At 66.8% G+C, this 25,284-nt stretch carries 21 protein-coding genes; 12 read left to right on the top strand and 9 right to left on the bottom strand.

From position 1 onward, the window contains the following. The first annotated feature begins 616 nt into the window (after positions 1–616). Positions 617–2,881 carry a methyl-accepting chemotaxis protein gene (locus ACYYG1_RS16105; RefSeq protein ID WP_461211359.1) on the top strand — a complete coding sequence of 755 codons (2,265 nt, stop codon included), beginning with the start codon at positions 617–619 and terminating at the stop codon, positions 2,879–2,881. A gap of 867 nt (positions 2,882–3,748) precedes the next feature. Here the strand turns inward: ACYYG1_RS16105 and ACYYG1_RS16100 are convergent. The 6 genes from ACYYG1_RS16100 to ACYYG1_RS16075 form a co-directional block, all read right to left on the bottom strand. Continuing rightward, complete coding sequence (locus ACYYG1_RS16100) at positions 3,749–4,288, bottom strand: DUF2087 domain-containing protein (RefSeq protein ID WP_461211358.1); 540 nt, start codon at positions 4,286–4,288, stop codon at positions 3,749–3,751. 206 nt (positions 4,289–4,494) lie between these two features. Then, positions 4,495–5,874 (bottom strand): sigma-54-dependent transcriptional regulator, encoded by a 1,380-nt coding sequence (locus tag ACYYG1_RS16095; RefSeq protein WP_461211357.1) that lies wholly within the window; start codon positions 5,872–5,874, stop codon positions 4,495–4,497. An 82-nt stretch (positions 5,875–5,956) separates the two neighbouring features. Beyond that, positions 5,957–7,321 (bottom strand): HD domain-containing phosphohydrolase, encoded by a 1,365-nt coding sequence (locus tag ACYYG1_RS16090; RefSeq protein WP_461211356.1) that lies wholly within the window; start codon positions 7,319–7,321, stop codon positions 5,957–5,959. A 15-nt stretch (positions 7,322–7,336) separates the two neighbouring features. Next, positions 7,337–8,272: a TIGR01777 family oxidoreductase gene (locus tag ACYYG1_RS16085; RefSeq protein ID WP_461211355.1), complete on the bottom strand. Its 936-nt coding sequence runs from the start codon at positions 8,270–8,272 to the stop codon at positions 7,337–7,339. 338 nt (positions 8,273–8,610) lie between these two features. Then, a complete protein-coding gene (locus ACYYG1_RS16080) occupies positions 8,611–10,812 on the bottom strand; it encodes a sensor histidine kinase (RefSeq protein WP_461211354.1) in 2,202 nt (733 codons plus the stop codon). A gap of 9 nt (positions 10,813–10,821) precedes the next feature. Continuing rightward, positions 10,822–11,415, bottom strand: a complete 594-nt coding sequence (locus ACYYG1_RS16075) for a DUF4390 domain-containing protein (RefSeq protein WP_461211353.1) — start codon at positions 11,413–11,415, stop codon at positions 10,822–10,824. Positions 11,416–11,550: 135 nt separating this feature from the next. Between ACYYG1_RS16075 and ACYYG1_RS16070 the strand changes: the two genes are divergently transcribed. Together ACYYG1_RS16070 and ACYYG1_RS16065 are read left to right on the top strand one after the other, a co-directional pair. After that, positions 11,551–12,018, top strand: coding sequence for a 23S rRNA (pseudouridine(1915)-N(3))-methyltransferase RlmH (locus ACYYG1_RS16070; RefSeq protein ID WP_461211352.1), 468 nt, complete (start codon positions 11,551–11,553; stop codon positions 12,016–12,018). Positions 12,019–12,205: 187 nt separating this feature from the next. Further along, positions 12,206–12,430: a hypothetical protein gene (locus ACYYG1_RS16065; RefSeq protein WP_461211351.1), complete on the top strand. Its 225-nt coding sequence runs from the start codon at positions 12,206–12,208 to the stop codon at positions 12,428–12,430. Here ACYYG1_RS16065 and ACYYG1_RS16060 read toward each other — a convergent pair. Beyond that, entirely contained in the window at positions 12,391–13,056 is a 666-nt protein-coding gene (locus tag ACYYG1_RS16060) for a 16S rRNA (guanine(527)-N(7))-methyltransferase RsmG (protein WP_461211350.1), read from the bottom strand. The genes ACYYG1_RS16065 and ACYYG1_RS16060 overlap by 40 nt on opposite strands. Before the next feature lie 111 nt (positions 13,057–13,167). Here ACYYG1_RS16060 and ACYYG1_RS16055 point away from each other — a divergent pair, with 111 nt between their 5' ends. From ACYYG1_RS16055 to ACYYG1_RS16040, 4 genes are all read left to right on the top strand, one after another. Then, entirely contained in the window at positions 13,168–14,115 is a 948-nt protein-coding gene (locus ACYYG1_RS16055; protein ID WP_461211349.1) for an ACP S-malonyltransferase, read from the top strand. A 37-nt stretch (positions 14,116–14,152) separates the two neighbouring features. Then, positions 14,153–15,811 (top strand): arginine--tRNA ligase, encoded by a 1,659-nt coding sequence (gene argS / locus ACYYG1_RS16050; protein ID WP_461211348.1) that lies wholly within the window; start codon positions 14,153–14,155, stop codon positions 15,809–15,811. A 27-nt stretch (positions 15,812–15,838) separates the two neighbouring features. Then, on the top strand, positions 15,839–16,495 hold the full coding sequence (locus ACYYG1_RS16045; RefSeq protein WP_461211347.1) for an SPOR domain-containing protein: 657 nt from the start codon (positions 15,839–15,841) through the stop codon (positions 16,493–16,495). A gap of 216 nt (positions 16,496–16,711) precedes the next feature. Beyond that, positions 16,712–17,467, top strand: a complete 756-nt coding sequence (locus ACYYG1_RS16040; RefSeq protein WP_461211346.1) for a class I SAM-dependent methyltransferase — start codon at positions 16,712–16,714, stop codon at positions 17,465–17,467. Between the two features lie 140 nt (positions 17,468–17,607). Here the strand turns inward: ACYYG1_RS16040 and ACYYG1_RS16035 are convergent, their stop codons facing one another. After that, the gene (locus ACYYG1_RS16035) at positions 17,608–18,315 is read right to left on the bottom strand and encodes a TetR/AcrR family transcriptional regulator (protein ID WP_461211345.1); all 708 of its coding nucleotides are present in this window, start codon (positions 18,313–18,315) and stop codon (positions 17,608–17,610) included. Positions 18,316–18,502: 187 nt separating this feature from the next. Here ACYYG1_RS16035 and ACYYG1_RS16030 point away from each other — a divergent pair, with 187 nt between their 5' ends. The 4 genes from ACYYG1_RS16030 (at position 18,503) to ACYYG1_RS16015 (ending at position 23,828) form a co-directional block, all read left to right on the top strand. Next, entirely contained in the window at positions 18,503–18,982 is a 480-nt protein-coding gene (locus tag ACYYG1_RS16030; protein WP_461211344.1) for an SRPBCC family protein, read from the top strand. A gap of 22 nt (positions 18,983–19,004) precedes the next feature. After that, a complete protein-coding gene (locus ACYYG1_RS16025; RefSeq protein WP_461211343.1) occupies positions 19,005–19,541 on the top strand; it encodes a MerR family transcriptional regulator in 537 nt (178 codons plus the stop codon). 238 nt (positions 19,542–19,779) lie between these two features. After that, positions 19,780–21,612 carry a long-chain-fatty-acid--CoA ligase gene (locus ACYYG1_RS16020; protein WP_461211342.1) on the top strand — a complete coding sequence of 611 codons (1,833 nt, stop codon included), beginning with the start codon at positions 19,780–19,782 and terminating at the stop codon, positions 21,610–21,612. A gap of 452 nt (positions 21,613–22,064) precedes the next feature. After that, a complete protein-coding gene (locus tag ACYYG1_RS16015) occupies positions 22,065–23,828 on the top strand; it encodes a methyl-accepting chemotaxis protein (protein WP_461211341.1) in 1,764 nt (587 codons plus the stop codon). 66 nt (positions 23,829–23,894) lie between these two features. On the opposite strand, the gene ACYYG1_RS16010 is transcribed toward ACYYG1_RS16015, so the two are convergent. Beyond that, on the bottom strand, positions 23,895–24,515 hold the full coding sequence (locus ACYYG1_RS16010) for an FMN-dependent NADH-azoreductase (RefSeq protein ID WP_461211340.1): 621 nt from the start codon (positions 24,513–24,515) through the stop codon (positions 23,895–23,897). A 226-nt stretch (positions 24,516–24,741) separates the two neighbouring features. Between ACYYG1_RS16010 and ACYYG1_RS16005 the strand changes: the two genes are divergently transcribed. After that, positions 24,742–25,071, top strand: coding sequence for a hypothetical protein (locus ACYYG1_RS16005; protein WP_461211339.1), 330 nt, complete (start codon positions 24,742–24,744; stop codon positions 25,069–25,071). Positions 25,072–25,284 lie beyond the last annotated feature (213 nt).

Below are 25,284 nucleotides of genomic sequence, written 5' to 3'. Positions count from 1 at the left end.
GCCGCGACACGAGGGGAAATATCATTACAGGACCGCACCACTGTGATGCCTCAGCGCCCCATGCGGGTACGGGGGGGGCGCAGCGGCTGTGATGGTAATCAGAAAAGCGAAGCCCCCGTATCCGCATGGGCGCGGCCGCATCACCTCCCCCATCATTCCCGACAAACCAACGCCCTATCCGCGAGGGAACGCGGTGGGAGGGAACAAGTGGTTTTGCACCACGACTCCCAAATCAAAAAGCCCCTCGCGCACGCAAACGCACGCAAGGGGCTGCCAGTTACGAATCAACCCACCAACCAAACGCCGCTAGGCCCTCAAGCACCTCAGCAACGCCAACGCCTCGTCCGGCGGCCGTCCCTCTCCCCTGCCGCGCGGCCCTCGCCCTGCGTCGCAACGCCCACGCCTTAACGTGCTTCATTCGTTCTTTATTGTTGACCATGGCATCTGTTCTGCGTACACAATGGACTGTAAGGCTACAATATTTCCATAAGACCAGCCTGACACGGTAAATGGACGACATACAATCACAGAACAACAATCCGATGTAGCCACCGATACAGCACGCAGGGCAAAATACTCCCTGTGACATATTAACAGCAGACAAGAGGAAAATGCCATGCATTTCAAGTCGATCCAGCTGAAGATCATACTGCTCACAGGCGCCTGCCTGCTGGTCACCGTGGGGGCGTTGACGGGCTACAGCCTCATGTCCAGTTACAAGACCCAGGCCTACGTCACCCAACGGGTCAACGATCTGCTGGAGGACGGAGCGCGAAAAAACCTCATGAATCTGGCCCAGGCCCAGGCGGCCAAAGTGCAAAGCGCCCTGCAGGTCACCATTGATACGGCCCGGACCATGGCCGCCGTCTTCGAGGTCCTGCGGGTGCGCATGCGCGAGCTTTCCGCCGAGCAGGGTTTCCCCAACCCGGTGCGCGGCATCATGGACGACATTCTGCCCAACGTTCTGAAGCGCAATCCAAGCTTCCTGGGCACCTACAGCGCCTGGGAGCCCGACGCCCTGGACGGCGAGGACGGCGAATATCGGGGCAAGGACGGATACGACGCCACTGGGCGCTTCATCCCTTATTGGAACAAGGACGAACAGGGCACCATGGCCCGCCAGCCCCTGGTGGATTATGAAAGCAGCGAAGCCAACCCCAACGGGGTGATCAAGGGAGCCTGGTACCTGGAATCCCGCGCCACGGGCAGGGAAGTGGCCGTATCCCCGCTGCCCTACATCATCCAGGGCAAGCAGGATTGGCTGGCGACCCTCAACGCCCCCATCAAGGACAACGGAAAATATCTCGGCCTGGCGGGCTCGGACCTGCGCCTGGGCTTCATACAGGATCTGGCCAAGGAGGTAAGCTCCAACCTGTACGAGGGAAAAGGTGAAGTCCTCATCCTGAGCTACGCCGGCCGCATCGTGGCCCACAGCGGCGACGACAAGGCCGTGGGCCAACCTTTGGGGAAATTGTACAAAAGCGCCCAGAGCATCATAGAATACATCCACGACGCCAAGCCCTTCGTGGACATCGGCCCCAACAGCGGGCTCATGCGGGCCTTCGCGCCCATCGCCATCGGCGACACGGGAAAACCCTGGTGCGTGCTCATCCGCATCAGCCCCGAAGTCGTCCTGGCGGAGGCCAGGGCGTTGGAGGAGACACTCGTCGGCAAGGCCCGATCCGGCGTCATGATCCAGGCAGCCGTGGGCGGCGGAGTCCTCGTCGCGGCCCTGGGGGTGTTGTGGCTGTTCTCCGTCTCGCTGGTCCGCCCCATCCGCAAGGCGGCCCTGTTCTCCGAACAGGTGGCCCAAGGCGATTTCACCCAGGAGCTGGACATCGACCAGAAGGATGAAATCGGCGTACTGGCCGGATCCCTGCGGACCATGGTGGACAACCTCAAGACGATGATCGCCCAGGCGGAGGAAAAAAGCCGCGAGGCCGCAGAAGAAGCGGAAATCGCCCGCAAGGCCACGCAGGAAGCCGACGAGGCCCGCCGGGAAGCGGGGGAAGCCACGCGCAAGGGCATGCTCAGCGCGGCCGAAAAGCTGGAGGCGGTGGTTCTCAACGTCACTTCGGCCTCGGAGGAGTTGTCGAGCCAGATAGACCAGTCCACCCAGGGGGCCAACCAGCAACGCGAACATGCCGGTGAAACGGCCAGCGCCATGGAGGAAATGAACGCCACGGTGCTGGAGGTGGCCCGCAACGCCTCCGAAGCGGCGGAAAACGCCGACCAGGCCATGGACCACGCCCGCGAGGGGGCCTTGGTCGTGCGCCAGGTGGTCGAGGCCATCAACAGCGTGCAGCAGCAGGCCGAAGCCCTCAAGGCGAACATGAACGAACTGGGCAAGCAGTCCCAGGACATCGGCCAAATCATCGACGTCATATCCGACATCGCGGACCAAACCAATCTACTGGCCCTCAACGCCGCCATCGAGGCGGCCCGGGCCGGAGACGCGGGACGCGGCTTCGCCGTGGTGGCCGACGAGGTCAGGAAGCTGGCCGAAAAGACCATGTCCGCCACCAACGAGGTGAGCAAAGCGATCCTTGCCATCCAGTCCGGCGCCCAGTCCAGCATCCAGGGGGTCGAAAACGCCACCCAGGCCGTGGACCAGGCCACAAGCTTGGCCAACCAGTCCGGAAAGGTCCTCGAGCAGATCGTCTCCGTGGTGGAACAGTCCGCGGATCAAGTCCGCTCCATCGCCACGGCGTCGGAAGAGCAGTCCGCGGCCAGCGAGGAGATCAATTCCTCCGTGACCATGATCAACGAGATATCCGAGATCACGGCCTCCACCATGCGGGAGTCCCTGGAGGCGGTCAAAGGGTTGGCCGAGCAGGCCTCGGACCTGAACGCCCTGATCAACGAACTGAAATCTGAATAGGCGCCCCCGGAGGGCCGTTCACGCAAGGCGGAGAAGGGACGTCCCTTCTCCGCCTTTTTTTGAGGAGGGGAGAAAAGGCAGGGGGAGCCGGGGCATGGTTCAAGCCTTCCCCTACCCTCCTTTTGATTGGGACGCGGGCGGACCACGAAAAGGCTTGGACAACGCCAAGACGTGTCCTCCCCTGAGGGCCGCGCGTATGGCGGGGCAGGGGCTTTGGCAAGGCTACGCGATACGCCTTTGCGTCGCCCTGATGATCTGATTGGCCTGACGCCGAGTTGTTTTGGCGCAAAACCAAACGTGCCCTCCCTCCCGCGCCGCGCGCCAAGTCACCGGCGGAAAGCCTCCCGATCCGAGAACGCGACAGGAAATAAAGAAAAAGTATCCTACCTGAAGATGGAGATGGGGCGCTGCCTGAAATCATACTCGGCCCCATGGTGTAGTGCTATTTGCGATGCTGCCCCACCTGCTCCCCAAGCCCCGGCGCGCTGCCCGGCAGAGCGGCTGTGATGGAAATCAGCGGAGCCGGGCTCGTGCGACGGGGCGGCATCATCTGTGCCGCGACACGAGGGGAATAATCATCGGGGGACCGCACCACCGCGACCGTCCAGCGTCCCAGGCGGATACGGGGGGCGCAGCGACCTGGGTGGCACCCCTCGAAGCGAAGCCCCCCGTACCCGCCTGGGACGCGCTTGCGTCACCTGCAATCATTCCCGACAGACCAACGCCCCACCCGCGAGGGATCGCGGTGGGAGAGCGGGGGGGCAGAAATGGTTTTGCGCCACGACTCCCCAAACAAAAAAGCCCCTCGCGCACACAACCGTACGCAAGGGGCTGCCAGTTACGAATCAACCCATCAACCAACCACCACTAGGCCCTCAAACACCTCAGCAACTCCAACGCCTCATCCGGCGGCCTCTGCTCCACCCGCTTGTAGCTGCGGCCATCGGCCGTCCTGACCACAAGCCCGTTGTCCACCATCTCGCGGCGCAAGAGCGCGTAATCACCGAACAGGTGGCGTTCCTCCAGCCACCGGCTGACCTCGGCCTCGGTGAACGATGCCCGCACGGGCATCCGCGACCACAGGGCCCAGAGGCAGAGCAGGCGTTCGGAGTACTTCTTGGGCCAACGGGTCAGCCGCCCGGCTCCGTCGAACAGGCGCGCGGCGCGGCGCACGCGGCGGTAGTCCACCTGCGGGGCCGGGGCCTCCGGCGCGGGCGCGGCCAGGGCCTGGCGCGCCCCGCACTGGGCGCGGAAGTGCTGGAAGTTGCGAAAGCCCCCGGCGCGGGACAGGGCGTTGAGCATCTCCACATGGCCGGGGAGACGTTCAAGGCCGTCCAGCTGGCGGCGCAGGGACAGGGCGAAGGCCGAGATGTCGGCCACGGGCAAAGGCAAGGGATGTCTGGACATGACTCATCCTCTCTATCGTGCCTACGCATGGGAAATGGATTGTCGGTGGTCGCCGTCTTCCGACTCGGCACGAGGACAAGTGTCGGACGGAGGGGAATCTGGCAGGTTTAGCACCCCGGAAAGGGGCGGCGACGCCTCGGTGAACTGCCGACCGGGAGCGCACCATACAAAAGAACCCCCGGACGCGCAACGCCCCGGGGCGGCCCTCAGGCCCCCAGGATGCCGTAGCCCTTGAGCTTGCGGTAGAGGTAGGAGCGCTCCAGGCCGATGGATTCGGCCAGGCGCGTGACGTTGCCCTGAAACTCGTCCAGCTTGGCGCTCAGGAACTCGGCCTCGAACTGCTGGCGCGCGGCCTTGAAGTCCACCACCCCGCTGGGCACGGGCAGGGACGCCCCGCCCTCCATGGACGGCGCTGTCCCGGCGGCCAGGATTTCCCCGGGCAGGTCGCCCACGCCCACCTCGCTGCCCGAGTGCATGATGAGCATGCGCTCCACGAAATTCTTGAGCTCGCGCACGTTGCCCGGCCAGGTGTAGCGCGTGAGCGCGTCCACGGCCGCGTCGCTGAAGGCCAGGGGCTTGAACCCGTGCATGCGCGTGAACCGCTCCACGAACTCGTTCATGAGCAGGGAGATGTCCCCGGCGCGCTCGCGCAGGGGCGGCACCACCAGGGGGAAGACCTTCAGGCGGTAGTAGAGGTCCTCGCGGAAGCGGCCCTCGCGGATTTCCTCCATCAAGTCCTTGTTGGTGGCCGCGATGACGCGCACATCCACGGAAAAGGTCTTGCGCCCGCCCACGCGCTCGAATTTCTGTTCCTGCAGGATGCGCAGGATCTTGGCCTGGGTCTTGAGGCTCATGTCCCCGATCTCGTCCAGGAACAGGGTGCCCTTGTCCGCCAGCTCGAACTTGCCGGCCTGGGCCGAGTCCGCGCCCGTGAACGCGCCCTTCTCGTGGCCGAACAGCTCGCTCTCGATGAGTTCCTCGGGGATGGCCGCGCAGTTCACGGCCACCAGGGGCGAGTCCGCGCGGCGGCTGGCGTCGTGGACCATGCGGGCCACGATCTCCTTGCCCGTGCCGTTCTCCCCGTTGATGAGCACCCAGGCGTCCGTGGGCGCCACGCGCTCGATCTGGCCGCGCAGGACCAGGACCGCGGGCGAGCGGCCCGTGAGCTCGCTGACCTGGTCCGTGGACAGGCGCTGGCGGAGCGCGATGTTCTCCTGGCGCATGGAGTTGAACTCCAGGGCCTTGTTCACGCAGACGATGACCTTTTCCAGGGACAGGGGCTTCTCGATGAAGTCGAAGGCCCCCTTCTTGATGGCCGACACGGCGGTCTCGATGCTGCCGTGTCCCGAGATCATGATCACCGGGCAGAAGTCCGGCTTCGCGCGCACCGTGCCCAGGACGGTGAGACCGTCCATGCCCGTGAGCCAGATGTCCAGGAGCACCAGGTCGGGCTGGGACTCCTCCAGCAGGGCCAGGGCGTCCTCGCCGCTCTCGGCCTCGTCCACCTCGTAGCCCTCGTCCTCCAGGATACCCCGCAGGGAAAGGCGGATGTCCTGCTCGTCGTCCACCACCAGAATGCGCGCCATGCCAGCCTCGATATTCGAAAAATTTGCTACGGCCCAGGCCTGTGCATACCCGCAAACGCCCCCCGGGCGCAACCCGCCCCGCCTATTCGAACCGGAAGGCCCCGCCCTTGAACAGCTCCAGGCAGGCGTCGATCACCACCGGGTCGTAACGCGTGCCGCGTCCGGCGCGCACCTCCTCCAGGGCCCGCTCCACGCCCAGGGCCGCGCGGTAGGGGCGGTGGGAGCTCATGGCCTCCACCACGTCGGCCACGGCGATGATGCGCGCCTCCAGAAGGATGTCCTCCCCGGACAGGCCCAGGGGATAGCCCGTGCCGTCCAGGCGCTCATGGTGCTGGCGCACGAACTCCGCCACGGCCCAGGGGAAGGGCACTGGCCTCAGGATGTCGTAGCCCGCGTCGCTGTGGGCGCGCACCAGGCCGAACTCCATATCCGTGAGCCGCGCGGGCTTGGCCAGGATCTCGGCGGGAACCTGGATCTTGCCCAGGTCATGGACCAGGGCCGCGACGCCCAGCCCCTCGAGACGGTCCGCGCCCAGGCCGAGGCCGCGCCCCATGGCCAGGGCCAGGGCCGAAACCCGCTGCTGGTGGCCGGCTGTGTAGGGATCGCGCTTTTCCGTGGCCGTGACCAGGGCCTGGACCGTGGCCTCCACGGTCTGGCGCAGGCGCGCCACCGTGTTTTGCAGTTCCGAGAGCCGCGCCCGGCGCTCGGTGATGTCGCGGAAGGCCACCACCAGGCCCATGAACCCGTCGCGGTCGTCGTCCACGGCGGCGCAGGACAGCTCCACCGGCACCTTGCGCCCGCCCTGCGCGTCCAGCACCAGCTTGTCGCTGCGCAGGTGCGGGCAGCTCTTGCCGTTGTCCGGTAAACGCAACAGCTGCCCGGCCCCGTCCTCGAAGCGGAACACGTGGCCCAGGAGCATGCCCCGCAGGTCCGTGCTGCCCCTGCCGGCGATGCGCGCCGCCGCCCCGTTGCAGTAGGTGATGCGCCCCTCCCGGTCCACGGACACGATGCCCTCGCCCACGTTGTCCAGGGTGGCCTCGCGCCATTTGCGCTCCTCGCGGTTCTGGCGCTCCACGCGGTGGCGGTAGAGGGCCATCTCCAGGGCCGAGAGCATGTCCCGGTCCTCGAAGGGCTTGAGGATGAAGCCGAAGGGGAAGGTGGCCCTGGCCCGGTGCAGGGTCTCGTCGTCGGCATAGGCCGTGAGGTAGATCACGGGCAGGTCGCATTCGGCCTGGATGCGCGCCGCGGCCTGGATGCCGTCCATGTCCCCGGCCAGCATCACGTCCATGAGCACCAGGTCCGGGCGCAGTTCCGCGGCCAGGCGCACGGCCTCCTCGCCCCGGTCCGTCTCCCCGGCCACCTCGTAGCCCAGCCGCACCAGGCGCTGCTTGATGTCCATGCGGACGATGGTCTCGTCCTCCACCAGGAGGACGCGGATATCCGGCATCATCCTCTCCCGCGATCAGGACGCCAGGGCGTCGGTGAGGGCCCGGTCCAGCCCGGGCTGGCGGAAATCGTAGCCGCCGCGCACGAGGCGCGCGGGCACGGCCCGCTGGCTGGCCAGCACGGTCTGCCCGGCCATGTCGCGGCCCAGGCCCAGGCGCAGCGCCCAGGCGGGCACGGGCAGCCAGGACGGCCGGTTCATGGCCCGGCCCAGGGCCGCGCAGAACTCGCGCATGGTCACGGCCTCGGGGGCGCAGAGGTTGTAGGCCCCCGACGCCTCCGGATTCTCCAGGAGCCAGGCCAGCGCCCCGGCCTCGTCCGTGATGTGGATCCAGGACAGCCATTGCCCGCCCGGGCCCAGGGGACCGCCCATGAACAACCTGAAGGGCGGCATTATATTCTGCAGAATTCCCCCGCCCGGTCCCAGGACCAGCCCGGAGCGCGCCACGGCCAGGCGCACACCCTCCCGGGCGGCGGCCTGGGCCTCGGCCTCCCAGGCCGCGCAGACCAGGGCCAGGAAATCATCCCCCGCCGGGGCGTTCTCGCCGAGCAGTTCGCCCCCCAGGGAGGCCCGGGCCCCGTAGAAGCCCACGGCCGAGGCCTGCACCAGGGCCACGGGCGGATTGGCCGCGCATACTGCGGCGCGGGCCGCCGCCCGGGCGGCCAGCACCCGGCTGTCCAGGATGCGGCGGCGCTTGTCCCCGGTCCAGCGGCCCGTGGCTATGCCCTCGCCCGCCAGGTTCACCAGCCCCGCGTCGCCGCCCCGGTCCAGCCAGCGGGCCAGGACCACGTGGTCCCGCCCGTCCCAGGCCAGCCCGCTCACCCCGGCGGGAAACAGCCCCGAAACCCGTTCGGGCGAACGGGACGAAACCGCGACCTCATGGCCCCGGGCCAGCAGTTCGGCCACCAGGGCCCGGCCGATGAAGCCCGTGCCTCCGAGCACGGCCACGCGCATAACACTCCCTCCCGGCGGCCTGCGCCGCCGACGCGAAATCGAAACCACCCCCGCCAAAGGGGATGGCCCAGTCTGCGCGAATTCTACGTTGATTTGAAAAAAAGGGAAAGGCCGCAGGGAAAAACCGGGATCACTGCCCACACAAGGCCGAAGCCATCATCGCGGGCCGTTCCAAAATAGTGAGATGCGAGGCGCAAGGCAAATGCAAGACCGAAGACCGATTAGCTGTTAGGCGAGTCTTCGAGCCTTAAAGATATCGAGAGCAGAGCTGCACTCCCGTACGCGAGGTTTTGCCTTTTTCGCAGCAACGAAGCAGATCGCCGTTTTGGGACGGCCCGCTAGGGGACGGGGAGTTCGATGACGATAACCGTGCCCCCGGACGCGCCCGGCACCACGCGCACGTAGCCGTGGTGTTCGCTGACCAGGGACTTGACGATGGTCAGGCCCAGGCCCGTGCCGCCCTTCTTGCGCGAGAAGTAGGGCTCGAACAGGCGCGAGCGCTCCTCCTGGGTCAGGCCCGGGCCGTTGTCCCCGACCTCGATGCGCACCCAGCCGGACAGGGTGTCGTGGGAGGCCGTGACCCGGACCTCGCCGCCCGGCCGGCCGTCCAGGGCCTCGGCCGCGTTGGTGAAGACGTTGATCATCACCCGGCGGATGCTGTCCGGGTCCATGCGGATCTGGGGGATGGAGGTCTGGAAGTCCATGGACCAGCCGATGGTGCTGTGGCTGTGGCGGAAGGTGTCCACCACCTCCTCCAGGAGCGGGGCCAGGAAGCCCATGCGCAGCTCCACCTCGGGCAGCTTGGCGAAGGCCGAGAACTCCTTGACCATCTCCTGCATGTGCTCCACCTGGCGCACGATCAAGTCCGTGCACTGGGCCAGCACCGGGTCGTCCACCTGGGGGGCGAACTTGCGCTCGATGCGCTGGGCCGAAAGCTTGATGGGCGTGAGCGGGTTCTTGATCTCGTGGGCGATGCGCCGGGCCACCTCGCGCCAGGCGGCCACGCGCTGCATCTTCTCCAGCTCGGTGATGTCCTCGAACACGGCCACCATGCCGCCGTCCCCGCCCTCGGTGGGGTTCAGGGCCACGCAGTTGACGAGCAGCTTCAGGTCCCGGCTGCCCAGAGTGATGTCTATCTGGTGCTGGCCGTGGCCCCCGGGGGTGTCCATGATGCGGCCGAAGACCTCGGGCAACAGGCCCAGGTCCTCGCCGTGCAACAGGTCCTGGGGCTCGCGGCCCAGGACCGCCTCGCCGTCCAGGCCCAGCATGGCCTCGGCGGCCTTGTTCACGGTGCTGATGCGGCCCTGGCCGTCCAGGGACACGACGCCGGCGGTGACGTTGTCCAACAGCGCCTCGATGTAGCGGCCCCACTGCTCCAGCTCGCGATTCTGGCGGTTCAGCTGCAGGTTGGCCTTGGTCAGCCGGGCGCGGCTCACGCGCAGGTCCTCGGTCATCTGGTTGAAGCTCTGCACCAGGAAGCCCAGCTCGTCGCTGGAGCTGTCCTCCAGGCGCACGGTGAGGTCGCCGCGCGCCACGCGCTGGGTGCCCTCGGCCAGGGCCTGCACCGGCGCGGAAAGCTCCTTGGCCAGGCGCATGCCGAACCAGATGGCGCCCATGACCAGCAGCAGCGTGACCACGGCCAGCAGCACGTACAGGGCCAGCTTCCACTGGTGCTTCATGCTGCGGATCTGCTTGTAGTCGTTGATGCCCTTGACGATCTGGTCCAGCTTGTAGAGCAGGCCATGGCCGATGTTCTCGCCCAGCACCAGATACCCGGTCGCGCCCTTGTCCACGGGCAGCACGCCCAGGACCATGTCCGCGCCCGGGCCCGGGCGGATGGTGGACCAGAACTCGGGCTTGTCGCGCAGGCTCTCCCAGTTGATGGTGTCCTTGATCTCCGGCCAGAGGTTCTCCCAGAGGTCGTCGGCCAGCCAGATCTGGCGCTCGCCGTCGGGCCCGGCCACGCCGATGACGCCCAGGTCGTACTCCAGGCGCTTCTCGGACAGGAACTTGTGCATGGTCTTGCCGCCCCAGGCGAAGCGGCGGTCGAGGATGCTCTCCAGCACGTGCCCGCCCCGGCGCTCCAGGCGCTCCTGGGACGAGGTGTAGAAGGCCTGGCCCACCTTCAGGGCCTGCTCCAGGGACTCCTCCACCTGGGTCTTGAACCAGAAGTCCACGGAGGTCTGCACGAACAGCGCGCCCAGGGCGAACATCAGCACCGTGGGCACGATGGACAGGGTCAGAAAGGCGTAGACCAGCCGCGAGCGCAGCTTGGAGCCCAGGACGTTGCGCCTGCGCTCCAGGAAGAGCTTGACCAGGTTCCGCAGGACCACGAACAGGACGACGAAGAGCAGGATGACGTTGACGTTGAACAGCCCCAGGAAGACCAGGGAGCTGATCTCGCCGAAATACTTGAGCTCCACCCCGGTGAGGATGAGCACCACCAGAAGCAGGCCCAAGGCCAGGAGCAGCTCGCGCTGGCGGCGCTTGCGCTCGTGGGTCTTGCCCGGACTGACTTGGATGGATTCGCTGGGAGGCATGGGACGTCCCTAGTAGGTGAACTCCAATTGGTAGCTGACCGTTGGATAGACGTCGAAGGACCAGAAGAAGAGCACGTAGCGGAGCCACACGGGCACGTCCGTGCGGTCCATGGAAATGGACAGGTCCAGGGTGTATTCGTTGCCCGGCTCAAGCCCCTTCCAGGGCCCCAGGTCCACGGACATGGCGCCCCAGGCCTCGGACAGCAGCGCGGGCAGGATCTTGCTCCTTCTCGGGGCCTCCTCGCCGGGCATGGTGAGCACGTATTCGTCGGCCAGGAGGTCCTTGGACAGGACGCTGGACACCTGGGCCACGGCCTCGCGCTTGTCCAGCCAGAGGTCCTTGCGCCGATGCACCTGGGCCTTGCAACGCAGGGCCACGGAACTGCCCGCGTCCAGCTCCTGGACCAGGGACTCGTAGCCCGTGAGGCGCACGCCGAAGCGCACGCTGATGTCGCCGGCCTCGTTGTCCAGCACCAGCCCGCCCAGCTCCATGTCCCCGGCCACGGCCAACGCGGCGCACAGGCACAGGGCCAGCCCGGCCAGGGCGGCGCAGGCCCGGACCGATATCGCCCGGAGACGCGGGAGGCAGAATATGCTGTTCATCGGCAGGATGTCGTGGTTTGCGTTTTCGCGCGGAGCCGGAGTCGGCCGCAACGGGTTGCGCGGCTGCGCGTTTCCTGTCAAGTAAACCAAGGCCCGCGATTTGACAACAGAAACCGCCGCGGGCCCGGGACTATAATGCGCAAAATCAGCTTCATCTGGATCGGCAAGCTCAAGAAGGGCTGGTGGAAGGACGCGGCCGAGCACTACCAGAAGCGCGTCAAACCGCACTTCGCCTGGACCGAGACAGCGCTCAAGGACGCCCCCGGGCACCTGGACGTCCCGGCCCGCAAGGAATGGGAGGGCAAGCTGATCCTGGAGAAGCTGGGCCCCGGGGTTTTTCCCGTGGCCCTGGACGAGGGCGGCAAGGCCATGACCTCGCCGCAGCTGGCCCGGGCGCTGACGGGCTGGACCGACGACCCGGCCACCAGCCCCTGCTTCATCGTGGGCGGGGCCTACGGCCTGTCCGACGAGGTGCTCGCGGCCTGCCGCGCGCGCCTGTCCCTGTCGGCCATGACCTTCCCCCACGAACTGGCCCGGGTCATCCTCCTGGAGCAGATCTACCGCGCCTCGTGCATCATGCGCGGCGCGCCCTACCACCACTAGACCGGCCCCGGCCCATCACGGAACCGGACGTCGCAACACCAACACAGTGGAGGCTGTTCCAAAATGTGCGGATGCAAGGCGCAAGGGAAATTCAAGACCGACGCGTACTCCCCGTACGTGAGGGTTTGAATTTCCCGCAGCAACGCGGCAGACGTGCGTTTTGGGGCAGCCGGGCAAGGAGACGACGATGCCCTTATTGGACATGGCCTATCTGGAAAAGCTGGAAGCCTTCATCACGTCCGGCGACATGGCCTTCGAATTCGAGAACGGCGAGGAGGACCGGCGCTTCGCCATCCTCGACTTCCTGGAGAAGCTCATGGACGTGGCCGAACTGGCCGACGAGCAGGCCACCAAGCTGATCTTCAAGGAGAGCTACGCCGAGCTGCTGGCCGGGGAAAAGGACCAGAAATAGCGCTCTCCCCCGCCGCCGGGATAGGCCCGCACCGCGTCCAGGCGCCAGCCCCCGCAGCCGTCCGCCCCGGCGGGGGGCCGTTCGTTGGCCATGACCACGCAGCGCCCGGCGGGGCCCGCCAGGGTCGCGGCCAGGGGCAGGAGCCCCTCCCAGGGCATGAAGGCCCGCGAGAGCACCAGGTCGACGGGCAGAAGAGCCGGGTCCAGCGCCTCCACGCGGCACTGGGCCACGCTGGTGCGCCGCAGGTTCATCTGGGCCAGGATGAAGCGCATGAAGGCCGTGCGCTTGGCCCGGGGCTCCACGAGCACGTACTCCCCGGCCTCCCAGAACACGCGCAAGGGGATGCCCGGCAGCCCGGCCCCGGACCCCAGGTCCAGGGTGCGCGGCGCCTCGGGCAGGCCCCCGTCGGCCTGGAGCCCGGCCAGGAAATCCGCCAGATGCCAGGAGTCCGCGGCCAGGTCCGTAAGGGCGCGGTCCCAGGTTTCCGCGCCCACCAGGTTCATGGCCTTGTTCCATTTCACAAGGCCTTCGAGATAGCGGGCCAGAAGGTCGGCCTGGGCGTCGTCCAGGTCCCGGCCCAGGGTCCGGGCCAGGGCGGCCACGTCGTTGGGGCTAGGCTTTCGCATGAATATCCATTACAGAGATACACGTTTTCCGCGCCCGGAAAGGGCCGGCGGCTTGACACGCGACGGACGCGGGGCTACCCCGCGTCGCACGCATCATAGGAAGGAGAGAGCATGAACGCAAACCCCGCGCTGTGCGCGATACTTTTCCCCGGGCAGGGCTCCCAGGTCAAGAACATGGGCCGCGCCCTGGCCGAGGCCGACGAGGACGCCATGTACTGGTGGACCCGGGCCGAGGCCGTGAGCAAGCAGCCCCTGCGCGAGATCTACTGGGGCGGCGACGACCAGGACATGGCCGAGACCTCGGCCCTGCAGCCCGCCCTGACCGTGGCCTGCCTGAACCTGTGGATGTACGCCGAGAAGAGGATCAAGGCCGCGGCCTTCGCCGGGCACAGCCTGGGCGAATATCCGGCCCTGGCCGCGGCCCGGGTGCTCACGGTGGACGAGGTCCTGGACATCGTCAGCCTGCGCGGCAGGCTCATGAGCCAGGCCGCGGGCGAGGGCCAGGGCATGAGCGCCCTGCTCAAGCTCGGCCGCGAGGACGCCGAGGCCGTGGTGGAGGCCGCGCGGGAGCAGACCGGCGCGCCCCTCATCGTGGCCAACTACAACACCCCCTCGCAGTTCGTGATCAGCGGCAGGCGGGAGGCCCTGGACGCGGCCGCCGAGCTGGTCCGGGAGAAGAAGGGCCGGGCCATCCCCCTGCCCGTGTCCGGCGCGTTCCACAGCCCCCTCATCCAGGAGGCGGCGGACGAACTGGCCGTGCGCCTGGACAAGGCCGACTGGCGCGAGCCCAAGGGCGACGTGTATTTCAACGCCACGGCCGCGCCCGAGCGCGACCCCAAGGCCATCCACAAGCTCATGCGCCGCCAGATGACCTCGCCCGTGCGCTGGACCGAAATCAACGCCGCGCTGTACGCTAGCGGCGTACGCACCTTCCACGAGGTGGGCCCCAAGAACGTCCTGGCCAAGATGCTCGGCCAGAACCTGAAGGACATGGGCGACGACTGGGTCGGCGGCTGCCTGGACGGCACCGAGGCCGTGGACCAATCCGCCGAGGCTTAGACACCTTTTTTACCGAACAAGACTGGAAACAAAAATCATGCGCGCAGTACAGACTTTGCAGAGACTCCTCGAGGACTTCGTCGGGGAGAAGGGATATTCCTGGCCGGACAAGGCCACCATCGAGCCGCCCAAGGACGAGGCCCACGGCGACCTGGCCACCAACCTGGCCATGATGCTCGCCAAGCAGACGGGCAAGCCGCCCCGCGACACCGCCGTCGAGATCAAGGACTTCGTGGAGTCCCGGGGCGCGGACGTGGACAAGGCCGAGGTGGCGGGCCCCGGGTTCGTGAACGTGTTCTTCAGCCCGGACTTCTGGCAGCAGACCGTGCTGGACGTCCTCGGCGAGGGCGACGACTACGGCGTCCAGGACCTGGGCAAGGGAGCGCGGGTGCAGGTGGAGTACGTGTCCGCCAACCCCACGGGCCCCCTGCACATCGGCCACGGCCGGGGCGCGGCGCTCGGCGACAGTCTGGCCCGCATCCTGCGCGCCACGGGCCACGACGTGGAGACGGAATACTACCTGAACGACGCCGGCCGCCAGATGCGCATCCTGGGCGGCAGCGTGTGGTACAGGCTGCAGCAGATCCTGGGCCGCGACGTGGCCGAGCCCGAGGACTACTACAAGGGCGACTACATCAAGGACATCGCCGAGGCGCTCTTGGACATGCAGGGCGAGGACTGGTTCTCCGAGGCCCCGGAGGACGAGATCCTGGACCTCTGCCGCGAGACGGCCATGGAGGAGATCCTGGACGGCATCCGCCTGGACCTGGCCGAATTCAACGTCGAGCACGAGATCTGGTTCTCGGAGCAGAGCCTGGTGGAGACCGGGGCCGTGGAGCTGACCTTCCAGCGCCTGCGCGACGCCGGGCTGGCCTACGACAAGGACGGGGCCTTCTGGTTCAAGACCACGGAGTTCGGCGACGACAAGGACCGCGTGCTCAGGAAATCCGACGGCTCCCTGACCTATTTCGCCTCGGACATCGCCTACCACGACAACAAGTACGACCGGGGCTTCGACCTGGTGGTGGACATCTGGGGCGCGGACCATCACGGCTACGTGCCGCGCATGAAGGCCGCGGTGCAGGCCCTGGGCAAACCCGCCGCCGCCCTGCAGGTGCTCCTGGTGCAGCTGGTGAACCTCCTGCAGGGCGGCGAGCAGATCGCCATGTCCACCCGCGCGGGCAAGTTCGAGACCCTGGCCGACGTGGTGGCCGAGGTGGGCCCGGACGCGGCCCGGTTCATGTTCCTGTCGCGCAAGAGCGACAGCCACCTGGACTTCGACCTGGAGCTGGTCAAACAGAAGTCCATGGACAACCCCGTATACTACGTGCAGTACGCCCACGCGCGCATCCAGTCGGTGATGACCAAGGCCGCCGAGCGCGGGGTCGAGGTGGTCAGCGTGGACGCCGGGGTCCTGGCGGCCTTGGACACGCCCGAGGACAAGCGCCTGCTGAAGCTCCTGGAGCAGTATCCCGACGCCCTGGGCGCGGCCTCGCGCACCCTGTCCCCGCACCATCTGAGCTACTATCTCCTGGACCTGGCGGGCAGCCTGCACAGCTACTACCACGCGCAGCGCATCCTGAACGCGGACACCGAGGAGCAGGTGGGCGCGCGCATGCTGCTCCTGGACGCCGTGGCCCAGGTGCTCAGAAACGGCCTGGACCTCTTGGGCGTGACCGCGCCGGACAGCATGTAGCCGGGCCGGACGCAACGAGGAGAGACCATGGCGCGCGAAAGCAAAAAGAACAGGGAGCACACGGAGCCCAAACGCTTCTCCTTCAGCCTGTCCACGGCCGGGCTGGTGTCCCTGTCCGTGGTCGGGGTGGCGGCCCTGGTCTGGGTCTTCATCCTGGGCGTGCTGGTGGGCCGAGGCTACAAGCCCGAGCAGGCCGTACCGCAGCTGGCCGAGATCATGCCCCGCCCCGGGGAGAACGCCTCGGCGGCCCCGGCCAAGGACGGGGTGCTCAAGCCCGAGGAACTGGAATTCTTCGACACGGTGAAGCAGAAGCCCGCAGTGCCCGCCAAGGCCTCCAAACCCGAGACCAAGCCGGCCAAGGCCGAGGCCCCGGCCGCCGCGCAGCCGGCCCAGGCAGCGGCGACGGCGCAGGCCGACGACGGCCAAGTCTTCCGCTACGTGTACCAGGCCGCGGCCCTCAAGAGCCCGGACATGGCCAGGGAATTCGTCACGCGCCTCAAGAAGCTCGGGCTGTCCGTGTCCATTGAGGAGGCCAAGGCCGGAGACGCCGTCTGGCACCGGGTCATGGTGCACCACACCGGCACCCCCGAGAGCACCAGGGAGCTGAAAGCCAAGCTCAAGACCGTGGGCGTGGACAAGCCGCTCATGAAGTCCAAGACCCCCGCCAAGGCGGGCGCGAACTAGATTTTCCGGCACCGGCCAAGTCGGCCGGGCCCAACACGCGGCGCAAGCCGCTAAAGCCGAACACCCGAGGTGTTGTTTGACCCACGATCTGATGGATCTTGCGTAGGAACCCGAGGCATCCGACCGAGGCCGCCCCTCAACGCGGGGCGCTTGCGGCGATAACCATGGGTTCCGGCCTGCGCGCCGGACTCCGTATACCATATGGAGCATCACGCGATGCAGGAAAGACTGATCGAACTGCTTATGGAACTGCACCGGGACACACCCCGCCAGGGGCCCGGTGAACGACGCGCCACCTTGAAGGCACTGGACATGTGCGCCGGGCTGCCCGGGGAACCGGACATCCTGGACGTGGGCTGCGGCTCCGGGGCCCAGACCCTGCACCTGGCCGAGGCCACCCGGGGGCGCATCACGGCCACGGACATCAACCCGCCCTTTCTGGACCAGCTCGGGGCGGCGGTACGGGCCAAGGGCCTCGAACACCGGATCACGACGCTGCGGGCGGACATAGGCGACCTGCCCCTGGCCCCGGCGTCCTTCGACCTGGTGTGGTGCGAGGGCGCGGTCTTCGTGGTGGGCTTCGACCGGGGGCTGGCCCTGTGGCGCGGCCTGTTGCGCCCCGGGGGCTGCCTGGTCCTCTCGGAACTGACCTGGCACACCAGGACCCCGAGCTCCGAGACCAAGGCCTACTTCGGCCAGTGGTGCCCCGAAATGCGCGACGTGCGGGGCAACCTGGCGGCCTGCCGCCAGGCGGGCTACGAGGTGCTCGGGCACTTCACCCTGGGCGCCCGGGGCTGGAGCGAGGAGTACTACGCCCCCCTGCGGACCAGGCTCCCCGCCTTCCGCCGGGCCCACCCCGGCGACGAGGTCGCGGCCGTGGTGACTCAGATGACCGAGGAGCAGATGGACCTCTTCGAGAGGTTCAACCGGGAATACGGCTACGAGTTCTACGTGCTGCGGCGCGAGGACTAGGACTAGGAGCCGCTGAAAACAAACGGCCCCGCCGCAAGGCGGGGCCGTCTTTTCGTGCGTATAAAAGAAGGCGGGCGGGACCCGATTCCTCTGGGGGGGAGACGAGGAATCAAGGGCCCGCCCGCCGGGGGGGAGACAACCTATAGCCCGGCTTGCAAATTCCCGCAAGGGGTTGGGACCCGGGCAAATGCGGCTGCCGGGACATCCAGCCCGGCGGCCTCCAGGATCCCGCGCACGCCGCCCATGGCGAACACGGTCATATGCGCGGCCACCTGTTCGATATCCCTGACGCTGGACAGGGTGTTCTCGTCGAATTCTGCCACGTAGCCCACGAAATACGTCGTCAGCTGGCTGAGGCAGCTGCTCACGCTGGCCTGGATCAATTCCTTGGGTGCGAACTCCATGACTTCCGCCAGCAAGGCGGTCATGGTTTCCTTCATCTCGCAATAGGCCTCGTCGCGGTCGCGACCGATGCGGAAGCGGCCCGAGGCCAACTCCTGCATGATGACCTGGCCGCGGCGGCGGGCTTCCTCGAAATCCCTGCCGCACATGAAGATACGCTTGAGCACCGCGGCGTAGAACGCGGTGAGGCGCTCCGCCAGGGGCGCGTCCGGAGGCAGGCCGCCGTCCAGGGGGAACTTCGCGCTGCTCTCCAGGCGCCAAGCGTCCAGGACCACCACGTACAGCTCCTGCTTGTCCCGGAAATGATAATTCACGGCCGCCACGTTGGCCTTGGCCCGGGCGCAAATCTCGCGCACCGTGCCCTTTTCGAAGCCCTGCTCCGCGAACACGTCCGAGGCCGCCTCCAGGATTCGCTCCTTGGTCCCCTTGGTGTCCTTCTCGGCCATGAACCCTCCAAGCTAATTCGCAAACACCGTTTCAATGGTCGATTCAATCCTTGTCTTGTTCTCTGCGGGTTGTCAACAATTTTTCTTATCCGCCTCCAATGCCGAATTTTCCCTTTCCGCCCTTGACCCGTCAGCGGCTTCACAGTTCATGCTCCCGGCTTCATTCACCCCAACCAAGGAGAACACCATGAACAGCCCTTCGGCCCGGCGCTTCGCGCGGGCCACGCCCATCGTCCTGGCCGCGCCCCCGGCGGCCGTGTTCCCCCTGCTCTGCCCCACGCGCGAGTACGATTGGATCCCCCACTGGCAATGCGACCTGCGGCATTCGGATTCGGGCTTCGCGGAGCGGGACTGCGTGTTCGAGACGGACTTCCCCGGCCGGGGGCGCGAAGTCTGGGTCTGCACGCGCCACGAACCTCCGCGCCAGGTGGAATACGTGCGCTGGTCCTCCCTGGGCCTGTTGCGGCGGCTGACCCTGACCCTCTTGGATCACGGCGACGGCGGCACGGCCATCGTCTGGGAGGTGGCGGCCACGGCGCTGACGCCCTCGGGCGAAACCCTGCTTGATGAGCTGGCCCACGGGGGCTACCAAGAAGAGGTGGAGGGCATCGCCCGGATGCTCTCGCACTATCTGCAAACAGGGACCATGACCGCGCCCCGGGCCTGAGCCCGGGCGGAGGGGAGAAGCCATGGAGACCATCGGAGCCCTGGGCAAACGCCTGGGCGTGCCCAGGAGCACGCTTCTGCACTACGACCGCATCGGGCTGCTGGCGGCCTCGGAGCGTTCCAAGAGCGGCTACCGCCTCTACACCGCGCGGGACGCCAAACGCCTGGAACGCATCACCACCCTGCGCCGGGCGGGCCTCGGCCTGGCGGACATCGCCGAGCTGCTGGACTCCGGGAGCCAGGGGCTGGGCACGGCGCTGGAGGCGCGGCTCGGGGAGATCGACCGCGACGTGGAGCGCCTGCGCGGCCAGCAACGGTTCATCCTGGGCATCCTCAAGAACCCGCAATCCCGCGCGCGGGTGGGCGTCATGGACAAGGAGACCTGGACAGGACTGCTGGCGGCCTCGGGCTTCAGCGAGGGGGACATGCTGCACTGGCACGCGGCCTTTGAGCAGAGCGCCCCGGACCGCCACCAGGCGTTCCTGGAATTCCTCTGCCTGCCCGCGGCCGAGGTGCGGGCCATCCGTTCCCGGGCGCGCGCCCGGGCCGACGGGCTCTGAAATCCGGCGCGGCCGTCCCCGGGGCGGCCGCGCCTTCCCCGCGCCGCGCGGCCCCGGTTTCCCGTGCGGAGCACGCGCCGCGGCTCCCGGGTATACAAAATCCCCATTTTGCATTACAGGCTTCGGGCTGCATTGCGGCACGCTTCACAGGGCCCGCCGTTTCATAGTATACCCCGGCGAGCCCGCCGCGCATGGCTGCCGAACGGCGGCGATGCGACATCAGACCAGCGAGGAAGGCATGACCGACACGCCCAGACCGTGGATCCAAAGCTACGACAAGGAAGTCTCCCCGACCCTCTCCTACGAGAACATCCCCGTGTTCGGTTATCTGGACCGCGCCGCCAAACAATTTCCGCGCAACAAGGCCATCATATTCAACAACTGGGACATCAACTACAAGAAGCTCCTGGTCACCGTGGAGACCATCGCGGCCAACCTGCGCCGCCTGGGCGTGCAGCCCGGGGAACGCGTGTCCGTGATGCTGCCCAACCTGCCCCAGACCATCATGGCCTACTGGGGCATTCTCAAGTCCGGCGCGGTGTGCGTGATGACCAACCCGCTGTACATGGAGAAGGAGCTCATCCACCAGCTGAACGACGCGGGCTGCCGCTACATGATCGTGCTGGACCACCTCTGGCCCAAGATCAAGAGCGTGCGCGACCGGCTGCCCGTGGAGAAGTTCATCATCACCTCCATCGCGGACTGTCTGGGCTTCCCCCTGAATTATCTCTATAAATTCAAGGCCAAAAAGGACAACCTGTTCACGGCCGCGCCCTACGACAACAAGACCGTGCTGCGCTTCAAGCCGCTCCTGAAGGGCGAGGAGCGCATCAGCCGCCCCCCGGCGGATCCCCGTCGGGACATCGCGCTGTTGCAGTACACGGGCGGCACCACGGGCATCGCCAAGGGCGTGATGATCACCCACGCCAACATGACGGCCAACGTGCAGCAGGCCCAGGAGCTGTTGTTCAGCATCGGCAAAAAACACCAGACCTTCCTGAACGTCCTGCCTTTCTTCCACATCTACGGGCTGACCGTGGGACTGAACCTGCCCACCAGCGTGGGCGCCACCATGCTGCCCGTGCCCCGGTTCGTGCCCCAGGACCTCCTGAAGACCATCAAGAAGTTCAAGCCGAGCATCTTCCCGGGCGCCCCGGCGGTGTACGCCTCGCTGCTGCACCAGAAGAACATCTCGCCCAAGGATTTCAAATCGTTGGAGCTCTGTATTTCCGGTTCCGCGCCCATCCCCATGGACATCCTGAACCGCTTCAAGGAGATGGCGGACTGCGAAATCGTGGAGGGCTACGGGCTCACCGAGGCCTCCCCGGCGACGCACTTCAACCCCCTGAAGGGCAAACAGAAAAACGGCTCCATCGGCCTGCCCCTCCCGGACACGGACTGCCGCATCGTGGACATGGACGTGGGCCAGGTGCCCCTGCCCCCGGGCAACAAGGGCGAACTCATCGTGCGCGGCCCCCAGGTCATGAGCGGCTACTGGAACCGGCCCGACGAGACCGCCAACGTGCTGCGCAACGGCTGGCTGTACACCGGCGACATCGCCACCATGGACGAGGAAGGCTACTTCGTCATCGTGGACCGCAAGAAGGACCTGATCATCTCCAGCGGGTACAACATCTACCCCCGCGAGATCGACGAGGTCCTGCACGAGCACCCCAAGATCAAGGACGCCGTGGCCGTGGGCATCCCCCACTCCGCGCGCGGCGAGATCGTCAAGGTCTACGTGGTGCTGCACCCGGGCCAGGAGATGACCAAGAGCGAGGTCATCGCCTGCTGCCGCCACAAGCTGGCCAAGTACAAGCTGCCCCGGCAGGTGGAATTCCGCGACGAGCTGCCCAAGACCATGGTGGGCAAGGTGCTGCGCCGCGCCCTGCAGGCCGAAGAGGCCGAGAAGCTGGAGAAGCGCGCGGCCCGCTTGGCGGCCAAAAAGGCCAGGAACAAGGCCGCCGAGCCCGAGGAAGCGCCCGAAGCGACGGACGCGGCCGAGGAAACTCCGCTGCGCGGCGAGATGGCCGAACCCGGAAACTCGGTCGAGGCAACGGACAAGGACTGATTTTCCCGGCCCGGGGCCGCCAGCGCCCCGCATATCCGGTTTCCAGGGCCCCGGCGGTTTCGACCGCCGGGGCCTTTTCAAATCCTGAGCACGGTAAAAACATGAACTTTTTACATGCTCTTGCGGCACGCAATGGAGCATGCTATATTGTTTGAGATACCAACGTTTATGTCCTCAGATTAGCTTATTATAGATAAACTACCAGACAGAGGAGAATGTAGTACGTTCTCGCCAAGTTTCACGATGCAGCCCACTGCATTCGCCCACGACATAGTGGATTCGGCTTCCCCCCCGAATCCGTCTCAGCCCTCCCGGACAGCGTCCGGACCTCAACTGCACATTTCGCGGTCTCTGCTCTATATCAACTCTCTCACAGCGCCGAGCGCACGGGACAGGGCATGCGGGTTCCGTCCCCCATTCCGCATCGGCCAAAAACCTCAAGGAGGAGTCCCATGGCTTCCCTCGGAAACGTCAAGATCGGCCTGAAACTCGGCCTGATGGTGGTGCTCAACATCGCGCTCATCGCGGTGGTGGGGCTCACCGGCTTTTTCAGCGCCCAACGCATCAACGACTCGCTGGACAAGGTCTTCACCGAGGACATGGTGGCCAAGGATCTACTCCTGCAGGCCGACCGCGACCTGCACCAGCTCATGGTGGCGGAACGCTCCATGGTCTTCGCCGACCCCGGCGACAAGCGCTTCGCCGATCTGGTCAAGGCCTACGACGGCAACCTCAAGCAGGCCGACGACCGCCTGGGCAAGTTCGCTGCCCTGCCCCATTCGGCCGAGCAGCTGGCCCTGCTGGACGACTACGCCAAGGCCAGGGAGAAATGGGGCAAGACGTCCAGGGCCCTGGTGAACGCCCGGGCCAAGGGCGGCGCCATGGACCAAGACATCGTCCTGGGCCGGGCCGGCGATGAATTCGAGGCCATGCGCGACTACATCGACAAGCTGACGGAAATCTACGACCAAGGCGCCGCCAGTTCCCACGAGCACGCCCAGGAGACCTTCGGCCGCATGGCCGTGACCATCACGGGCCTGACCCTGGGCAGCGCGCTGCTGAGCATCCTGGTGGCCGCCCTGCTGTCCCTGAACATCACCCGGCCCATCAGACGGCTCCTGGGCTTCTCCCAGAAGGTGGCCGAGGGCGACCTGGATTCCGCCCTGGACATCCGCCAGAAGGACGAGGTCGGCATCCTGGCCGACGCGGTGCGCTCCATGGTGGGCACCCTGAAGCAGGCCCTGGGCGAAGCCGAAACCCAGAAGGAAGAGGCCGCCCAGAAGGCCGCCCAGGCCGAAGAGGCCACGCGCGAGGCCGAGCAGGCCACGCGCCGCGCCGAGTCCGCCAAGAGCGAGGGCATGAACCAGGCCGCGGACAGGCTGGAAGGCGTGGTGCGGCGCCTGACCTTCTCCTCCGGCGACCTCTCGACCCAGATCGACAACGCCAGCCAGGGCTCCGAGCACCAGAAGGAACGGGCCACGGAAACCGCCACGGCCATGGAGCAGATGAACGCCACGGTGCTGGAGGTGGCCCAGAGCGCGTCCAGGGCCTCGGAGCGCGCGGACATGGCCAAGGAAAAGGCCACCAGCGGCGCCCAGGTGGTGGAACAGGTGGTTCAGGCCATCAACAAGGTCCAGCACCAGACCCAGGTCATGGGCCAGAGCCTCGACGACCTGGGGCGCCAGGCCGAGGGCATCGGCCAGATCATGAACGTGATCACGGACATCGCGGACCAGACCAACCTCCTGGCCCTGAACGCGGCCATCGAGGCCGCCCGCGCGGGCGACGCCGGGCGCGGCTTCGCCGTGGTGGCCGACGAGGTGCGCAAGCTGGCCGAGAAGACCATGCAGGCCACCAAGGAGGTGGGTGACGCCGTCGCCGCCATCCAGCACAGCACCAAGGTCAACATCCAGGAGATGTCCGCCGCCGAGGAGGCCGTGGGCAGCAGCACGGAATTGGCCGGGCAGGCCGGAACCGCCCTGCGCGAGATCGTGGAGCTTGTGGACAGCACCTCGGACCAGGTGCGCGCCATCGCCACGGCCAGCGAGGAGCAGTCCGCGGCCAGCGAACAGATCACCAGTTCCATGGAGGACATCAACCGCATCTCCTCGGAGACGTCGGAGAGCATGGCCCGGTCCGCCGGGGCCGTCACGGACATGGCCGGACAGATCAGCGAACTGCAGAAGCTCATGGACGAATTGCGGACCACGGACTAGGCCCGTCCGCACCGAAAGGATCAACGCCCCGGACGGCAACGTCCGGGGCGTTTCGCGTTGCGTCGGCTAGAAGGAGGCGGCCAGTTGCCGCGCCTGCTCCACGGCCTTGGCCAGGTTCCCCTCCCCGGCCGGGGACAGGGTGCCGCGCGCCTCGGCCAGGGCCACGTCGGTGATGCCCATGAAGCCCAGGATCATGCGCAGGTATCCGGTCTGATAGTCCCAGGTGTCCGTGGGGCAGCCCGGGCCGTACTCCCCGCCGCTGGCCAGGGCCAGCAGGGCCTTCTTGCCCGTGAGCAGGCCCTGATAGCCGTTCTCGTCCACCTTGAAGGTGTAGCCCGGCTGGATCAGGACATCCAGGTAGTGCTTGAGGCGGTAGGGGATGGAGAAATTCCACATCGGCACGGCGAACACGTAGCGGTCGAAGGACGCGAACTCCCGGATCTGGGATTCCACGGCGGTCCAGGCCCGCTTCTCGCCCTCGCCGTGCTCCTGGCCGTGCATGATGGCGTACTTGGCCTGGAGGGTCAGGCCGTCCATGGCCGGCAGATTGGCGGTGAACACGTCCTTGACCGCCACCTCCGCCCCCGGGTTGGCGTCCTTCCAGGCCTTCACGAAGGCCTCGGCCACGGCCACGGAACGGGACCTGTCCGCCCGGGGCGAGGCCTTGATGTACAAAAGTCTGCTCATGGTTCCTCCCTGGCTGGCCGCAGGAACACGCCCGAGCCCGGCGCGGGGGCATGGTCCTCCAGCAGGGCCCAACGTAGCCGCCGCCCGGCAACGCGTCAACAGGAAGCGGATAACGCGGCTCCCCCCAGGCCCCGGGGCGGGCATTAACATTTTCCCCGGGATGGGTTAGAAATCCGGGCAGCCCCGCCTGCGGCCCGGCCCGGCGGAACCCCCTCAGGAGACGCCCATGCCCGACATCGCCACCCAGGCCGGCGAACTGACCCAGCAGACCATCCAGGCGGCGCAGCCCGTGCTGGCCTCGGCCCACGGCGTCCTGCAACAGGCCTACGCCCTGGTGCAGGACCTGACGCCCCTGTTGCTGGTGCTCCTGATCCTGCTTTTGGTGCACAACCAGCGCCGCCTGGGCGTGCTCATGCGCCGCCAGGAGCACCAGACCCGCACGCTGGTCAAGCTCCTCAACCTGCACCCGGACAGCGAACACCAGAAATACCTGCGCCTGGCCGAGGAACGCGCCCAGGAGCGCGAGCGCCGCACCGCGCCCAATCCTTTCGACTGAGAGAGAGGCTTGAATCTGCAAGCCCATGATGCTGGGCGGTCAAGACATGGTAAAACGACTCAGGACAAATTGTACTCCAAGTTCGTGGATTAACTTAGAGGACGTCCATTCACAATCTTCACCTCTTTCAGGCAAGGTGTGCTAAGATGGTTATCACCTGACAGTAGGCCATGAAATGAGCGTGGTCATGCCGCCCTTGGTTGGGGTACGGCT

The organism is Desulfocurvus sp. DL1XJH-121 (genome assembly GCF_054819825.1).
This window is presented reverse-complemented; position numbering and strand designations above follow the sequence as displayed.

What these genes read in the sequence shown, in the direction of transcription:
- ACYYG1_RS16105 (WP_461211359.1), top strand. Translation starts at nt 617, where the DNA reads ATGCATTTCAAGTCGATCCAGCTGAAGATCATACTGCTCACAGGCGCC.
- ACYYG1_RS16100 (WP_461211358.1), bottom strand. Translation starts at nt 4,288, where the DNA reads ATGTCCAGACATCCCTTGCCTTTGCCCGTGGCCGACATCTCGGCCTTC.
- ACYYG1_RS16095 (WP_461211357.1), bottom strand. Translation starts at nt 5,874, where the DNA reads ATGGCGCGCATTCTGGTGGTGGACGACGAGCAGGACATCCGCCTTTCC.
- ACYYG1_RS16090 (WP_461211356.1), bottom strand. Translation starts at nt 7,321, where the DNA reads ATGCCGGATATCCGCGTCCTCCTGGTGGAGGACGAGACCATCGTCCGC.
- ACYYG1_RS16085 (WP_461211355.1), bottom strand. Translation starts at nt 8,272, where the DNA reads ATGCGCGTGGCCGTGCTCGGAGGCACGGGCTTCATCGGCCGGGCCCTG.
- ACYYG1_RS16080 (WP_461211354.1), bottom strand. Translation starts at nt 10,812, where the DNA reads ATGCCTCCCAGCGAATCCATCCAAGTCAGTCCGGGCAAGACCCACGAG.
- ACYYG1_RS16075 (WP_461211353.1), bottom strand. Translation starts at nt 11,415, where the DNA reads ATGAACAGCATATTCTGCCTCCCGCGTCTCCGGGCGATATCGGTCCGG.
- ACYYG1_RS16070 (WP_461211352.1), top strand. Translation starts at nt 11,551, where the DNA reads ATGCGCAAAATCAGCTTCATCTGGATCGGCAAGCTCAAGAAGGGCTGG.
- ACYYG1_RS16065 (WP_461211351.1), top strand. Translation starts at nt 12,206, where the DNA reads ATGCCCTTATTGGACATGGCCTATCTGGAAAAGCTGGAAGCCTTCATC.
- ACYYG1_RS16060 (WP_461211350.1), bottom strand. Translation starts at nt 13,056, where the DNA reads ATGCGAAAGCCTAGCCCCAACGACGTGGCCGCCCTGGCCCGGACCCTG.
- ACYYG1_RS16055 (WP_461211349.1), top strand. Translation starts at nt 13,168, where the DNA reads ATGAACGCAAACCCCGCGCTGTGCGCGATACTTTTCCCCGGGCAGGGC.
- argS (WP_461211348.1), top strand. Translation starts at nt 14,153, where the DNA reads ATGCGCGCAGTACAGACTTTGCAGAGACTCCTCGAGGACTTCGTCGGG.
- ACYYG1_RS16045 (WP_461211347.1), top strand. Translation starts at nt 15,839, where the DNA reads ATGGCGCGCGAAAGCAAAAAGAACAGGGAGCACACGGAGCCCAAACGC.
- ACYYG1_RS16040 (WP_461211346.1), top strand. Translation starts at nt 16,712, where the DNA reads ATGCAGGAAAGACTGATCGAACTGCTTATGGAACTGCACCGGGACACA.
- ACYYG1_RS16035 (WP_461211345.1), bottom strand. Translation starts at nt 18,315, where the DNA reads ATGGCCGAGAAGGACACCAAGGGGACCAAGGAGCGAATCCTGGAGGCG.
- ACYYG1_RS16030 (WP_461211344.1), top strand. Translation starts at nt 18,503, where the DNA reads ATGAACAGCCCTTCGGCCCGGCGCTTCGCGCGGGCCACGCCCATCGTC.
- ACYYG1_RS16025 (WP_461211343.1), top strand. Translation starts at nt 19,005, where the DNA reads ATGGAGACCATCGGAGCCCTGGGCAAACGCCTGGGCGTGCCCAGGAGC.
- ACYYG1_RS16020 (WP_461211342.1), top strand. Translation starts at nt 19,780, where the DNA reads ATGACCGACACGCCCAGACCGTGGATCCAAAGCTACGACAAGGAAGTC.
- ACYYG1_RS16015 (WP_461211341.1), top strand. Translation starts at nt 22,065, where the DNA reads ATGGCTTCCCTCGGAAACGTCAAGATCGGCCTGAAACTCGGCCTGATG.
- ACYYG1_RS16010 (WP_461211340.1), bottom strand. Translation starts at nt 24,515, where the DNA reads ATGAGCAGACTTTTGTACATCAAGGCCTCGCCCCGGGCGGACAGGTCC.
- ACYYG1_RS16005 (WP_461211339.1), top strand. Translation starts at nt 24,742, where the DNA reads ATGCCCGACATCGCCACCCAGGCCGGCGAACTGACCCAGCAGACCATC.